Source organism: Mediterraneibacter sp. 210702-DFI.3.120 (assembly GCF_020561005.1).
GTDB lineage: Bacteria > Bacillota > Clostridia > Lachnospirales > Lachnospiraceae > Mediterraneibacter > Mediterraneibacter faecis.
Genome location: NZ_JAJCNG010000002.1, coordinates 195,715 through 212,118, shown reverse-complemented (window position 1 = coordinate 212,118; position 16,404 = coordinate 195,715). Strand labels below are relative to the sequence as shown.

At 38.5% G+C, this 16,404-nt stretch carries 12 protein-coding genes; all 12 read right to left on the bottom strand.

Annotation, left to right across the window (positions count from 1 at the left end; genetic code table 11):
- Positions 1–82: 82 nt before the first annotated feature.
- A complete protein-coding gene (locus LI162_RS02555) occupies positions 83–289 on the bottom strand; it encodes a hypothetical protein (protein ID WP_044925139.1) in 207 nt (68 codons plus the stop codon).
- Positions 290–390: 101 nt separating this feature from the next.
- Complete coding sequence (locus tag LI162_RS02550; RefSeq protein ID WP_004613165.1) at positions 391–711, bottom strand: hypothetical protein; 321 nt, start codon at positions 709–711, stop codon at positions 391–393.
- Between the two features lie 7 nt (positions 712–718).
- Complete coding sequence (locus LI162_RS02545) at positions 719–1,987, bottom strand: Y-family DNA polymerase (RefSeq protein WP_117636668.1); 1,269 nt, start codon at positions 1,985–1,987, stop codon at positions 719–721.
- Between the two features lie 48 nt (positions 1,988–2,035).
- Complete coding sequence (locus tag LI162_RS02540) at positions 2,036–2,587, bottom strand: GNAT family N-acetyltransferase (RefSeq protein ID WP_044949274.1); 552 nt, start codon at positions 2,585–2,587, stop codon at positions 2,036–2,038.
- Between the two features lie 262 nt (positions 2,588–2,849).
- The gene (locus tag LI162_RS02535; protein ID WP_117888725.1) at positions 2,850–5,987 is read right to left on the bottom strand and encodes a metallophosphoesterase; all 3,138 of its coding nucleotides are present in this window, start codon (positions 5,985–5,987) and stop codon (positions 2,850–2,852) included.
- Positions 5,988–6,631: 644 nt separating this feature from the next.
- Positions 6,632–7,903 (bottom strand): type II secretion system F family protein, encoded by a 1,272-nt coding sequence (locus LI162_RS02530; protein ID WP_226865962.1) that lies wholly within the window; start codon positions 7,901–7,903, stop codon positions 6,632–6,634.
- Positions 7,893–8,486, bottom strand: a complete 594-nt coding sequence (locus LI162_RS02525) for a type II secretion system F family protein (RefSeq protein ID WP_331470783.1) — start codon at positions 8,484–8,486, stop codon at positions 7,893–7,895. Before LI162_RS02525 ends, LI162_RS02530 begins: the two co-directional genes overlap by 11 nt.
- 109 nt (positions 8,487–8,595) lie before the next feature.
- Positions 8,596–9,810, bottom strand: a complete 1,215-nt coding sequence (locus tag LI162_RS02520; protein ID WP_227155663.1) for a CpaF family protein — start codon at positions 9,808–9,810, stop codon at positions 8,596–8,598.
- A 2-nt stretch (positions 9,811–9,812) separates the two neighbouring features.
- Complete coding sequence (locus LI162_RS02515; RefSeq protein WP_227155661.1) at positions 9,813–10,883, bottom strand: hypothetical protein; 1,071 nt, start codon at positions 10,881–10,883, stop codon at positions 9,813–9,815.
- A 178-nt stretch (positions 10,884–11,061) separates the two neighbouring features.
- Positions 11,062–11,271: a pro-sigmaK processing inhibitor BofA family protein gene (locus LI162_RS02510; protein ID WP_015527665.1), complete on the bottom strand. Its 210-nt coding sequence runs from the start codon at positions 11,269–11,271 to the stop codon at positions 11,062–11,064.
- A 348-nt stretch (positions 11,272–11,619) separates the two neighbouring features.
- Positions 11,620–14,169: a DNA gyrase subunit A gene (gyrA, locus tag LI162_RS02505; protein WP_118175286.1), complete on the bottom strand. Its 2,550-nt coding sequence runs from the start codon at positions 14,167–14,169 to the stop codon at positions 11,620–11,622.
- A gap of 296 nt (positions 14,170–14,465) precedes the next feature.
- Positions 14,466–16,400, bottom strand: a complete 1,935-nt coding sequence (gene gyrB, locus LI162_RS02500) for a DNA topoisomerase (ATP-hydrolyzing) subunit B (protein ID WP_015527667.1) — start codon at positions 16,398–16,400, stop codon at positions 14,466–14,468.
- Positions 16,401–16,404: the final 4 nt, after the last annotated feature.

Sequence of the window (16,404 nt, the reverse complement as noted above, 5' to 3'; positions counted from 1 at the left end):
CAACAGGATACCATATTTGTGCCAGAAAGCTATTCACAATACTACACAAAGAATCTGCTCTCTTTTGTAGCAACTATCCAGCTTATTTACATTCTGATTTTTCAAAAGTACCCTCCCTTTCCTGCATTTGTTTTACCATCCAATATCGGATTCCAAACACATACTCGCAAAAATCGTCCAGCTGTTTTAACGTATATTGATCCAATGATATACGTTTCATCTTCTCCCATACTTCATATCGGTATCTGGGTAGGTCAGAAATATAGGTACAGCCAATACAATTTTTCATTCTTTCAAACAAATCCTGTTCTCTCTTTTCTATCAGCAGACTATCCCCCTTTCTCCAAAAGAAAAACAGCCTGTCCAAGCTCATGTTCATTTTAGGCTGCTTCACATCATCTCATTTTCTTTGTCAATATCATATAAATCATCAATACAGATTTTCGTATTGACGATCTGTATCACTCTGGCGGATGTATCGATTCGGGACACCATCCCTTTTTTCTGCAGATATTCTCCTTTGAAGAAAAACACTGCCGTGACTACATCATTTTTCTTAATCTGTCGAAGTTTCCGATCCAGCTCTTCCTGGTACTCTTCCGGCAGTTCTATTTTGGGTACTACGATTTTCTCTTTTTTTCGAAGCGCTTCTGGATAACCTTTTAAAGCAGCAAATGGCATAAATTGTTTTGCTCGGTCTTCTCGGTTCATACATCCTCTATGTTCCACTTTTATGCCCTCCTATCTGACGGTTCCGTTCCATCGTAGTGGCTCCTGTCTGCAGGTCCATCCCTCTCAAGATAGCATTTTTCCCGAACTTTTCTTTAATATCCAAGATAGCCTCCTGCATCCGATGTTCCCGTTCTAATTCCGCCGGATCTGTGAACAGGTCATACTGCTGATACTGCTCATCTACCACCTGGTTAAAGGTTACAGTCATTCGCCGGACGGAAGTATACGGATCTACAATCTGACAATATAATTTTTCCGTAGCCGCAATAATTTGTCTGGCTGAACTGGTACTATTCCGTAACCCTATGGTCCCGTGTGCAGGTTTCTTCTCCAGCCGGTTACTGTATCCTACATGCAGGGTGATGGAATCTGTGACCAATCCTTTCTCCACCAATTCCAGACAAAGAAGGTCAGCCATCTCTTTCACCACAAGTTTCCCTTTTTCAAAGGTATAATCGCACTCCAATACCTGCCCGCTGGAAAGGGAATTGGTCTTTGGTCTGTAAGATTTGATATCCTGCATGGTAGTGCTTTCCCTGCCCCAGGCGTGATCGATCAGTAATTCCGCATCTACCCCAAACATCCGGTAAAGCATGTCTTCATCTGCATGGGCAATCTCTCCTATTGTCCGGATACCTGACTGCTCCAGCCGGTTAGCAATCCCTTTTCCCATTCTCCAAAAATCTGTCAGTGGCTTATGATTCCACAAAGTCTTGCAATAGGATTCTTCATCCAGTATCCCAATATGATCCTCTACATGCTTTGCTGTGATATCCAATGCAACTTTGGCCAGATACAGATTTGTTCCAATCCCGGCAGTCGCAGTAATCCCGGTATGTTCAAGAATATCTTCCATGATCCTTACACTCAGTTCTTTTGCAGACATCTGATACATTGCCAGATAATCCGTTACATCCATAAACACTTCATCGATACTGTAAACATGTATGTCTTCTTTGGAAATGTATTTCAGATAAATCGCATAAATCTCTGCCGAATAATCAATATAAAGCTGCATCCTTGGTGGAGCCATGATATATTCAATCCCTTTGGGTATTTCAAAAACCCGACATCGACCTGGAACGCCCAGTTTTTTCATTGCCGGGGAAACCGCAAGACAGATAGTTTTATCTGACCTTTCTGGATCTGCTACTACAAGATTCGTAGTCATGGGATCTAATCCTCTTTCCCGGCATTCCACAGATGCATAAAAGGATTTCAGATCAATACAGACATAGGTTCTATCCTTTTGCATGTTCCCACCTCCTCCAGATTAGTATCCGCATTTCTCAGTTATTTTCATTCAGAACCGGATAAAATAATCCCTAAAAGAAATGTTACATTCGTCCATTGCTGCTACAAAATGAAACTGTTTTAATATACTTCTTCTTGCAGTTGCATATTCCTGTGCTTTCATCAAAACTGCCTGTACTTCAAAATCCTCATAGATATGCTCTAAGATCAGAGTAAGCAATTCATTAAGCATCTTTTCATTTTCATATTCCGGTAATAGATCGATTCTCAAAATCCCAATCTTAGAACCATCTGCAGAATATTTATAAGACGGACAGATCTCTACCATTCCAGCAATTTCTTTTTGTTTCTGATCTACAATGGTAAAACGTACAAAATCCCTCACTTGGTATCTGCTTTCCCAAAACTTCATACATTCTAAAAATTTCTCATAGTCTGTATAATAAAAATCATCTCCACAGCAGTCACCGTTAAAATATCGGGCAGCCTGGGGATTACTGTAACACCGAAATAATTCATGTGCATCTTTCATTTCCATCTTTCTTATCTCAAAACGATCAGACTGGTAAATCGGACAGTTTTGAAAAACATCTTTTTTCATTTGAATTCCCCTTTCTGTTCTTATTAGTTTAACAGAACGTATGTTCTTTTTCAACATGAATTTATTGTATCCTTTTTCCATATCTATGAAAAAAGGCCGACCTCACTTGACCGGTCTTTCATCACGTTGCCTAACAATTTGGTTTTTGTAGGATTCCAAAAATCTTAGTAAAATTGTTTTGTATCTTGTAATTCCTTATCAGATGCTTCCACTTTCTTTCCACTTTTACAATATAAAGAATATTTCTGTTTGTCCTCCCCTTCTATACGTCTGAAATTAATTTATTTTTTTGTTCATCTATAAATATATCTTTTATGTTGAAATTTAACAATGAACAAACAGCCTTCTTATCATTTACATCATACTGATAATTCCTCAAATAGACAGCCACATTCTGCGATAAAATACTGCGAGAAAATGTATCTAATTTGTTCTTGCCTTTGATACATTCTTCAATGTCCTTAACTGGCAAATGTCCATTCTGAGTTCTTATTAAATAATCAATACTTGCCATTCGGAAAAATGTACAGTTTTTCTCAGTTCTAACATCTATAATCTCATCCACAATCCTATCTGATTGCAAAGAATACCCCAGATTACATACTGTAGCACCAACGAAGGCTCCCCAAAATTGACTCAGAAATTCATTTATTTTCATCTTGAATTGACTTTTGGCTGCAATTTCTTCCTGATCTTCTTTTGCTTTTTCGTCTACAATTTCAATGATAGTATCTATCATTCCATTCAGGGATTCATATAACGCTCCCATAAGCTTCATACTTGAATCATACATCAAATTTATTATTTCTATTCTTGGTTTCCGCTTAATGGATGATGAGTAATTTTTTAAAATATCTCCCAAAAACTCAATAATTCTTATTGTTTTGGTAAATTCAAGTGACATTTTATCTAATTCTGCTTCCTTTTCAAGCATTTCCTCATCTTTTTCAGATTGTTGATTTACCTCATCCATTTCAACTTCATACTGCTTAAGGGCTGTTTCTTCCTGAATTTTAGGTATGTTTACATTCTTAGGTATATTGAATATCTGTTCCACTTTTCGATCTATATCATACTCCAATTTTTTTAATAAATCTTTTTGTTGAGCATACTCAAAATTTTGATACTCTACAAGAAGCTCTTTGCATACTGCTTGTATCAATGGTAATATTTCATACTCCGCACTCATATCATATGCTAAAAATAAAGCAATATTAAAATTAAGTTCTTTCGATAAATCTTCAAATATTTTTTTTGTTTTTTGCATTCTCATATCTGGAGGTAATTGGTTCAAAATATAACTTCCAGTAAAATAGTAGTACATGTAGCTATGTTTAAATCTATATTTACCTTCTCTCTTTTCAAGAACTTTATATTTAGTCAGGTTATTAATGACATCAATTCCGCTTCCCTTACTTCCTCGATAATCTTGATTATAATCAAAAATCACCCCTAAGACAAAGCTCTCTTCCATATTTTGCTGTTGTTCTTCATCATAAACTCTGAAAGCTAATTGCTCCAGAATAGTCTTATACATAGTTGCTTCATTTGTATCGCCATTGGATATTTCGTTTATCTTATCAAGAATTAAACATTCATAAATATAGGAATATCTACTATAATCCGTATTCATTTTTTCATAATTGTCTAAATAGGAAAGCACAAGTAAAAATTCTATTGGCGTCTTATTAAAAAATCCTGTTTTCATAACACTTTGTACTTGTGCCAGCTTATTTCTACATAATACATCAAACTCTTGACTTTCAGGATTTTGTTCCTCATTAGATAACAGCAACCACCTACTTACTAATTTTCTTCTCATATAGTTTTTTAGGTCTTGAATATATAGGCGCGTGAATTTCTTTTCTAAATATTCTTTTGTTTCTACATTTTTCAAGAAACCAAGCAAATCATTTTGAAGATTACTTGTAATCACCACAATCCCAAATTTACAAGTAAGGTAATGTAGTATTTTTTTTATTAATTTATCCGAAACTACAATCTCTTCAAAATTATCTATAATACACACCTTCTTTTCTTCTTCCATTTGCAGGATTTCTTCTTTTTCCAAATTAGAATATTGTTGTTCATAAATTTCTGCAATCTTATTATTTAATTCATCTCCTTCTCCAGTTCTCAATTCTGTGGCATCTACCATTACTGGATATAATTTCATATTAAAAAAATCTTTATATAACTGCTTTAATAAAGCTGTCTTTCCATACTCCTTTTCCCCAGAAATCATGATATATTTCTTGTTTTTTATGATCTGAATAATATCTTCTTTATTTTTATACAGCGCTTTATTCTTTTTATTACTAATACTTTCCCCTTTTAAAACCGGATAAACAAAAACATCGGATAATTTCAATATCCCTTTGGCTTTACTTACCAAATCTATTTCATTATCCTCTAAGTATTCCAAAAAATCTGCTTTTAATTCAACACCGCTTTTTACATAACGGTTTTTCTTAAATTCTCTCGATTTAGTATCTAATATATTTTCATACAGTTTTCCATTCCATTCATATGAAAAAAAGCGCTCAATATTACTTTCTAAATCGATTTTCAAAACATTAAAACCACTCTGTTCTGGATAATGCGAATTATATAATTGGTTTCCTTTCACAAAATAATTTGTTGCAGCACCATAATTATCCTTTAATACAATCTCAGAAACATGATCATGCCCCACTAATACAATATCCGAATAATATTTATAATACTTTTTCCATTCCTCAACACTATCCCAAGTCATCCACGACTCATCATGGTGCATCAAAGTAATAACAATATCATTTTCTATCTTATCTTCTTGTTCAGGAATGGCAATTCTCATCTCTTTAGGTTTTTCATTTTTACTAGAACACCATGCTGTGTTCAAACAATGAAATTTTAAAGAAACTCCTTTATATCTCAATCCGTTAATTGCAAATATGCTTTCAGCACTTGCACTAACTAATGGTGCTATACTTTCATCCCAGTCTTTCACAAAGTTAAAATAATTTTCTTCAGCTGTAGTACAAGTCTTGATAATACTACCATTTAACATATCTAAATTAGAATCACGTAGTACCGATTCTCTTATGACACTATCCTCTCTGTCAAAATCACAATCATGATTTCCTGGAACGGTTACAATTTGTATAAACAAATCATTATATCTCTTCTTTATACCCGCTATAATGTCAGAGATAAATATTGACGCAAATAGATATTGCTCTTCTTTGCCCGAATATGCTATATCTCCAGTGATACACAAAATTAGCAGTGTATTCGTTTCATCTATAATATGTTTATTTATTGCATTTGCAATATATTCACTTCTGCCTTCTAAAATATTATAATCTGTGTCGTTTTCGAGATGTATATCTGTAATATGTACTAATACTAATTCCATACTCTTTTCTCCTGCTTAAAAATGACAATTTTCTACAACTCTATTTTAGCATAAAAAATTTTACCCGTCATCTGATTAAAGAATGGATGTTGATTAAAGAATGGACAGCATGGTACATGTAATAACCACATCATAATATCTGAAATTTTTTATCTGTTTTCCAATAAAAACCTAATGTAAGAATATAAGTTCCATAAATTGGCTTTAAGAGGAAAATCCTTTCTATAAATAAATCTGGTTCTATATGTGATCTGATGATAATGACACCATTTCTGTATTTGCTTCATCCGAATGGACTCCCCTGTATTAATTCTATTCACCAAGCACTGTCTATTAAAGTCATCTATCCCACCCTTAAAAACTAGATAAAACAACACGTTATAATATCTAATCAATACAATCTCTTCCTTAGATTTTTCCTTTGACTTCATACACACTTTCCACCTTTCTCTGTATATCTAGTAAGATTTGTCCACACATTTCCACTCTATCCACACAATACACACCCCAAATACGGGGTGAAATTTCTAACCAAAATTAAAACCAGTTCAATTGTTGTGATCGCGGCAACATATTTCTTATCTTTATTTTTTCTTATCAATAATTTTCTCATCTTGTATCTCTCCTTCTTTTCTCTCTTTTTCTCAAATCTGAATCGTCAAAAACGCTGGAACAGTCACGATCACGAACACGACTGCCAACATAAGAAACAACGGTATCATCAACTTTGTTCCTGCCTCTTCACCAAGTTTCTTTGCCATATTTTTCCGTTCCTCAAAAGCTTCCTGCGCCTCTCTTTGTAACAGATTCGTCAATCCCTTGGTTCCTTTTCTTAAATTCTGACTTAAAAGCATTCCGAACTTTCGGTAAACCGGACTTTCGCACCTCCTTCCAAATGCCTCGTAGCATTCACTTTCCGGTCTTCCATTCTTCAGTTCATTCATTGTATATCTCATCTCTTCATACACTGTTCTTTCTCCAAGATAGTGTTTCTCTTTGTCATATTCTTTTACAATTTGGATCCAGGCTCTTCTCACTGTCATTCCTGCCCCTATATACAGACTGAATTTATTGATCAGCTGCGGATAATCAAACTGCATCTGTCTGATTTCTTTCTTTCGTTGTTCTTTCTGCTTTTGTTTCTCTGCTGTAAACTGGAATACAATCATCACTCCGCCAAGCAAAAGAATTCCAAATGCTCTCATTTCCTTCACAGGCTTCCAGGATAATTTTCTTCCATCTACCTGATCTGGCAATATCAGATAATCCTTTTCCCGCTGTTCCTGATCTGCTTTTTCTACTTCCTGGGATATCTTTTTCAGAACACCTTCCTTCTTTGACAACGGTGTGGAAAACAGGTGTGCATAAAATTCACAGGACATTTTTTCCTCATCATATCGAAGGACAGCGGTTAATTTGACGAGTGTTCCTTCTTCCGTCAGCTTCTCCTGCTTTAAAACACCTCTGCTGTTCATAACCTCGTAGTTATCAAGTTCCCATGACACGCTGATTCCCGTATGTGGAATTTCCATAATAAGATTCAGGTCTGACCTGACCTCATCCAGACTTTTGTTTTCACCAAGGATCTGAGCCGGAAGTTCTTCTGCCGCCTTAGAAAGCTGTTCTCCAATCTCTTCTTCTGCATACTTCTTTTCCGAAATCTGAACCTTCATCTTCTCTTTCCACTCGCCTGTCTCCATCTGGATTTTTTCTGTCTTTTTTCCTTCTCCCTGTCCTTTTCTTTCCAAAATCCGGTTTCCATTTTCATCCTGTGCTAATTGACGACGATTATCTGTGACATACACTGCACTAAACATTACGATTGACAATAAAAGAACGATTCCGGCCTTTTTATAGATTCCATATTTTCCTTTGTCAGGCTGAAGTACTTTTTTCCACTTCTTGTTAAATCTCAATCTGTAGCAACCTCCTTCCAAACCTATATGCTCCAAGATAAAGCACAAGACAAATACTCATTACAATACATCCGGTCCATGTACCATACAAGACACTTAAGAATTCACCAAATGTCATCTTCATGTAGAGAATCATTATAAATGGGATTACGCTCATGATTTCAAATTCCAGCTTTTTCGCAGCCAGCATGGTCTGTATCTCACGTTCTGTATCGATCTTCTCTCCGATTGTTCTGGCCGCATCTCTGATAATCGCAATTGAATCCCCACCACTGACCTTAGCTGCTGCATAAACTGTAATAAAATTCGTCACATCCTCCTGCTTTACTTCAGCCGCAAATTCATTCAATACAGTTACAACTGACAGATTCAGATCCAGCTTCCTTACCATCTGACCATATTCTTTTCGAATCCTTGTATTCGCATCATACATTCCAATCAGATCACGATTTGTTTCCCTGATTGCATTCTCTACAGAATATCCTGCCTTAAGTGCCCCTGCCATTGTCTGGATACTATCTCTGAACTGCCTCCTGAATTCCTGTTCTTTTCCGATTGCTTTCTCTTCCATCCACTCCTTCATGTATAAGAACCATAACGGGAACAGGAGAATTGCCGGAAGTATCGATTCATAAAACAAATACAAAATTAGAAGAAATCTCACCGTACATTTTATGATTCCGACAGTATATTCAGATGGTGTGATATCCTGCAGCCAGGAGTTTTTCTTTATTCGTGATTTCATTTTTCTTCATAAGGCATCCCTGTATCTTTCCATTCTTCATCCCCTCCTCCTTAAATTCATAAAGAACCTTTGTCTGGATCCTTCCATCTTCATACCCTTCCACTTCTACAATCTGCAAAACCTTTCTTGTCTTATCTCGAAGTCTTCCAAGATGAATGATAATATCAAGTGCCGATGCAACTTGTCTTTGAATTGCCTGTAACGGAAGATCAATCCCCATCAGCATCATTGTTTCCAGTCTGTGTAACATATCTGTTGGATTATTGGCATGTCCTGTTGACATTGAACCACTGTGACCATTCAACATTGCTGAAGAGATCATATCTACTGTCTCTTCTCCTCTTACTTCTCCTACAACAATTCGATCCGGTCTCATACGAAGTGCTGACTTAATCAAATCTCTGATGGTTACAGCCCCTTCTCCTTCTGCATTCGGTCCGCGTGCTTCTAAGCGCACCAGATTCTGAACTCCTTGAATCTGTAACTCTGCATTATCCTCGATCGTGATCAGGCGTTCTCCTTTTGGTATATAGTTCGACAACGCATTCAGGAAAGTTGTCTTTCCTGCTCCTGTTCCACCACTGACAAAAATATTATATTTTGCTGCTACCAGCTTTTTTAAAAAGTTAGCGGCATCATCAGTTACGCTGCCTATACGGATCAGCTCTTCCATCGTAATTGCTTCCGATGGAAACTTTCGGATTGTAAGGATTGGTCCATTCACAGCAACCGGATTCAATACAACATTTACTCGAGATCCATCCTTCAGCCTTGCATCCACAATCGGAGAGGCCTCATTTACATAACGGTTCGATTCACCTACAATCTGTTGAATCACATCCAGTAATCTCTCCTGAGACAAAAAACACTTCTTAGACCGGAAAATTCTTCCTTCTTTCTCATAAAAGATATGGTCGATTCCATTTACCATAATCTCTGTAATCGAATCATCTTCAAGAAGCTCCTGCAGAACATCCAGTTTACGAAAAGAGTTGAATAACTCACGACCGATTCTGATCTTATCACTCAACGAAATATATTCTTCATCTGCTGCCTCATCCAATACTGTGCGGATCAGCTCCTGCAGTTCTTCATCATCCGTCTCCTTCGTAAGATCGATTTGTTCAAGGATCTGTTCATACAGCTGCTCTTTTCTAATCATCCTTACGACTTCCTTTCTCTGTCCGGAAATTCTGTAATTTTACTTGCAGATGCTTCTAAAGCAACAGGATTTCTTGGCTTTCCCATTCTGCGTCTTACCATCTTCTTAAGAATCTCGCCATATCCTGCTGATCTAAGATTCTCTTCATACTGATTGAGTTTTGCTTTTGCTGCACCTTCCTCAATGTAAGGCGTATAAACTTTGCTGCATCTTCCTAACAGATCATACAGACCGTCTACCGTATCTCCAAGATCAAGAATGATCACTTTGTAAATACTCTTCTCCAGAATCAGATCCAAAAGTTGATTCCATTCTTCTTTTGTCACTTCTCTGAAATCTTGTTCTGCCCGGATCGGTGCGATATAATCCAACCCATTCATATGGCTGATCAAAGTACTGATCTTCCATACCGGATTGATACTTTCCTGCTTCATGTAATACAGCAGATCTCCAAGATTCATTCCGGATTCTTCCGGCAGGTAATAATTTAATCCTGAATATCCTTCCAGATTCAGATACAACGTAGGAATCGATTCTGAAAGAACTCGTCCCATACGCATGGCAAATCTTGTCTTCCCGATTCGATGAACCGGTGAATAGATCCCGATCAGACCATTTACATTTGCTTTCACTGTCTGCGATCTGTCTGAGACAAGTTGGATTTGATGCGTCTGTACTTCTGAATTTTCCTGATTTTTTTCCTGAAGTAAAAGTTCCAGCATACTGCTGACACTTTGATACCGGAAGAATGGAATCTCTGTGGGACTTCTTTCGTTCGGAATCTTCTCGCCGATCAGAAGATACTTCTGTCTTGCCGGAATCTCATCCCGATCTTCTTTTCCATACTCTTCTCCGATCAGCAGAATATTTACCTGCATACTCTTGGCTGCTATTTTCAGATTCTCAATATCATGAAATACATGAAACTGAAAATAACCGGATAATTTCTCAGATAATCTTCTGAACAAATTTTCTGAATAACTCTTTTGTGTATCACAAATCACAAAATTCTCAGCAGTTCCTCTTACTGCTCTTTGCTCAATTGTCATAATTCGAAACTTTGCTGCGATCATACAGCCTGAATAAAGAAATTGTACCGAAGGTCCAACGCTTCGATGCAAAAGATACATCAGTAATTCCCCAATTCACTGATGCTGCAACAGATGATTTTCTGTTGGTAAGTGAGATTATATACGGGCACTTCTGTTTTGTCCATACCAAAATTAAAAATATAATGTTTTTGTAAAAAACTTACAAAAATTGATACCATGTAATGCTATAAAGAAGACAAACCCCAGGAATTCCAAGGGTTCCGGATGTCAAAAAGGTCATCGGATTCAAACCGACATTAATTGAAGAATCTGCTGGAAGAACATATTTGTTTATTATAAAAATCAACGCCATTCCTATGGTTGCACGTATAAAAAACTTGAGAAAAAAGTATCCTGTTTTCTTTTTCATTTCACTCTTCCAATCTGTTTTTCTTGATTTGTAACTGTTCAGAGCCAAGCAAAATTTCAAAAAACAGGTATAAAATGCTTGCATTTTTAAGACTGTTTTTGAAATTTTATTTGGCGGATACGCCACACCGACGAAATGCGTAGCATTTTGGAGGTTGGCTCTGAACTGTTACCTTGATTTATTTTATTTTTTCCGTCTCTTTTTTATTCCTTTTGATTCCATTTTCAATTCTTTATACTCAAAAAAGAAAGCGGATAAAGTTTACTGTAATCAAGTAAACTCCATCCACTTTCTCTTATCTTTTTATTTTTCAGGACAGCTTACAATCTTCTGTAAAACATAACAACTTTATTCCTCTGTTGTTTCCTGTTCAGTTGTCTCAGAAACTGATCCTTCCTCTGATTTTTCAGACTCATCTTCATCAGAAATCTCAACTTCTTCACCGTCGATCTCGGCAGAAGCCTTTCTCACCTTCGCAACGCTCGCTACAGTGTCATTTTCCTTCAGGTTGATCAGTTTTACACCTGATGTGATTCTGCCGTAAACAGAGATGTCAGAACACTTCATACGGATAATAATTCCCTCTGTGTTGATGATCATGATCTCACTGTCTTCATCTACAGCTTTCATTCCGACAACATTTCCTGTCTTCTCTGTGATCTTATAACATTTCACACCTTTACCGCCACGATTCTGACGAGTAAATTCATCCATGTCTGTACGTTTACCCATACCACGCTCAGATACGATCAGCATATCTTTGCCCTGGCTTTCGATCTGCATACCGATCACAACGTCATTATCTGTCAGGTTCATACCGCGTACGCCCATAGAAACACGGCCTGTAGAACGTACATCTGTCTCATTGAAACGGATACACATACCGTATTTTGTAACGAGGAAAATATCCTCTGTATTATCTGTGATCTTAACTTCGATCAGCTTATCATCCTCACGCAGTACGATTGCCGCAAGTCCTGTCTTTCTGACATTTGCATAGTCCTGAATCGGAGTCTTCTTCACAAGACCTTTCTCCGTTGCCATGAACAAATACTTACCTTCCTCATACTCACGAAGCGGAATGATCGCAGTAATCTTCTCTTCCGGCATCAGCTGGAGTAAGTTAATGATTGCTGTTCCACGCGCAGTTCTTCCTGCCTCCGGAATCTCATAAGCTTTCAGTCTGTAGACACGGCCTGTGTTTGTAAAGAACATAATGTAATGGTGACTGGTTGTAATAAACAGTTCTCGGATGTAATCATCCTCCAGAGTCTGCATTCCCTTAATACCTTTACCACCACGATTCTGGCTCTTGAATGTGTCCATAGACATTCTCTTGATATATCCAAGTTTTGTCATTGTAATTACGACATTCTCGCGCGGAATCAGATCTTCCATGGAGATGTCAAATTCATCAAATCCAATCTTAGTTCTTCTGTCATCACCGTATTTCTCAGCAATTACAAGAATCTCTTTTTTGATCACACCAAGAAGAAGTTTTTTATCAGCAAGAATTGCTTTATACTCTTCAATCTTCTTCATAAGCTCTGCATATTCAGCTTCAATCTTCTCACGTTCCAAACCTGTGAGTGCACGCAGACGCATGTCTACGATTGCCTGTGCCTGGGCATCACTGAGTCCAAAGCGTTTGATCAATTCTGCTTTTGCTTCCTGAACATTCTTAGAACCACGGATGATGCGGATGACTTCGTCAATGTTATCCAGAGCGATCAGTAATCCTTCCAGGATATGAGCTCTCTCCTGTGCTTTATTCAGGTCATACTGTGTTCTTCTTGTCACAACATCTTCCTGATGACGCAGGTAGTACTGCAACATCTCAAGAAGATTCATAACCTTCGGCTGATTATCAACGAGCGCCAGCATGATCACACCAAATGTATCCTGAAGCTGTGTATGTTTATATAACTGATTCAGAATTACATTCGGATTCACATCACGACGAAGCTCAATACAGATTCTCATACCTTCACGGTTAGACTGGTCACTTAAATCAGTGATTCCATCAATCTTTTTATCTCTTACAAGTTCAGCGATCTTTTCGATCAGACGTGCTTTATTTACCATATACGGAAGCTCAGTAACAATAATTCTGTTCTTTCCGTTCTGCATTGGCTCAATGTTTGTCACCGCACGCACTCTGATCTTACCGCGTCCTGTTCTGTATGCCTCTTCAATTCCTCTTGTTCCAAGGATCTCCGCACCTGTAGGGAAATCTGGTCCCTTCACGATTTCAAGAATTTCCTCGATTGTCGTCTCTTCTTTATCTGCAATCTGATCATCTATGATCTGAACAACTGCTGAAATAACCTCACGCAGATTATGCGGCGGGATATTCGTTGCCATACCTACTGCAATACCTGATGTTCCATTTACCAGAAGATTCGGAAATCTGGACGGAAGTACAGTAGGCTCCTTCTCTGTTTCATCAAAGTTCGGGATAAAATCTACGGTATTTTTGTTAATGTCCGCTGTCATCTCCATGGAGATCCTACTCAGACGTGCCTCTGTATAACGCATTGCAGCAGCGCCATCACCGTCCACTGAACCAAAGTTTCCGTGTCCATCTACAAGAGGATAACGGGTAGACCACTCCTGTGCAAGATTAACGAGAGCTCCATAAATCGAGCTGTCTCCATGAGGATGGTATTTTCCCATCGTATCACCGACAATACGCGCACATTTACGATGCGGTTTGTCCGGTCCATTATTTAATTCTATCATTGAGTACAGAATTCGTCTCTGTACCGGCTTAAGTCCGTCTCTAACATCCGGAAGAGCACGGGCAGCGATTACGCTCATGGCATAGTCGATGTATGAAGTCTCCATCGTCTTTTTCAGATCGACTTCATGGACTTTGTCAAAAATATTGTCTTCCATCACTTGTCTCCTTTTTTCTAGGGTCAATCTATCATATTCAAAACCTGGCTGGGTTTCGCGTTCTTACGCTCTGCACCAGCTCAAAATCTGACTGGGTTTCGCGTTCTTACGCTCCACACCAGCTCAAAAATCTAACTGGGTTTCGCGTTCTTACGCTCCACACCAGCTCAAAAATCTGACGATTTTTTCGCTGGGTTGGCATTTCTAATGCCAACCCAGACAACTACGTCCAGGTCTGCTTTCGAGTAAACTCGAATCAGCCCTGCCCGAAGTTGCCTGTTGTGTCGCTATAACTACTATATATCCAAGTTTTGTACATACTTTGCGTTTTCTTCGATGAATTCTCTTCTTGGTTCTACTTTGTCTCCCATAAGGGTTGTGAAAGTAAGATCGAGCTCGGAAGAGGTCTCATCATCCATCGTTACACGCAGAAGGATTCTGTGCTCCGGATCCATAGTTGTCTCCCAAAGCTGCTCTGCATCCATTTCTCCAAGACCTTTGTAACGCTGGATCTTATTGTTGCTGTCACGACCAACTTCTGTAAGAATCTGGTTCAGTTCGTCATCGCTGTATGCATACCATACCTTCTTGTTCTTCTCCAGCTTATACAGCGGCGGCTGCGCAAGATATACATATCCCTCTTTGATCAGATCCGGCATGAAACGGTACAGGAATGTCAAAAGAAGTGTACTGATGTGCGCTCCATCGACATCGGCATCGGTCATGATAATGATCTTGTGATATCTCAGCTTACTGATATCAAAATCTTCGTGGATTCCCGTTCCAAATGCTGTGATCATTGCCTTAATCTCAGCATTTCCGTAAATCTTATCAAGACGTGCTTTCTCTACGTTCAGAATCTTACCACGAAGTGGCAGGATTGCCTGAGTTGCACGGTCTCTGGCTGTCTTCGCAGAACCGCCGGCGGAATCTCCCTCGACAATATAGATCTCACACTTGGACGGATCTTTATCTGAACAGTCTGCCAGTTTTCCCGGAAGGGACATTCCCTCAAGAGCTGACTTTCTTCTTGTAAGATCTCTTGCTTTTCTGGCTGCTTCACGGGCACGCTGTGCCATAACAGACTTTTCGATGATCATCTTTGCAACACTTGGATTCTGCTCCAGGAAGATCTCCAGCTGTGTTCTGACGATATTATCAACAGCTCCACGTGCTTCACTGTTTCCAAGTTTCTGCTTTGTCTGTCCTTCAAACTGAGGATCCTCAATCTTGACACTAACAATCGCAGTCAGTCCCTCACGGATATCCTCTCCTGAAAGCTGCTCATTCTCTTTCAGCAGCTTATTTTTCTTACCATAATCGTTGAATACCTTGGTCAATGCACTTCTGAATCCCGCAATATGAGTACCACCCTCCGGCGTTGTAATATTGTTTACAAAACCGTAAGTAGTCTCATTGTAGGAGTCATTATGCTGCATAGCAACCTCAACTGCAACATTGTCTTTCATACCTTCACAGTAAATAATCTGCTCATAGAGCGCAGTTTTACTCTTGTTCAGATATGTTACAAATTCTTTAATACCACCTTCATAGTGGAATATATGCTCATGGATCTCTTCCTCACGAAGATCTCTTAAGTGAATCTTCAATCCCTTTGTCAGGAATGCCATCTCACGGAAACGCTGTTTCAGTGTATTATAATCAAATACTGTTTCCTCAAAGATTTCCTTATCCGGAAGGAAAGTAACCTTTGTTCCTCTCATCTCCGGCTCACAATCTCTGTCAACTCTGAGTTTATAGCATACTTTACCACGCTCATAACGCTGTTTATAAATCTTTCCTTCGTTGGCAATCTCTACTTCCAGCCACTCAGAAAGAGCATTAACAACAGATGCACCTACTCCGTGCAATCCTCCGGATACCTTGTACCCTCCACCGCCGAATTTACCACCGGCATGCAGGATTGTAAATACAACCTCAACTGCAGGAAGTCCTGCCTTATGGTTGATTCCTACAGGAATTCCACGCCCATTGTCTGTGACCGTTATCGAATTGTCTTTGTTAATGTCTACCTGAATTTTATCACAGTATCCGGCCAGAGCCTCATCCACCGCATTATCTACAATCTCATAAACCAGGTGATGAAGTCCTCTGACGGAAGTGCTGCCAATGTACATACCCGGTCTTTTTCTTACGGCTTCCAATCCTTCCAAAATCTGAATCTGGTCCGCTCCGTATTCAGCGTCAAATTCTGTACCTGATGCACCCATTCTT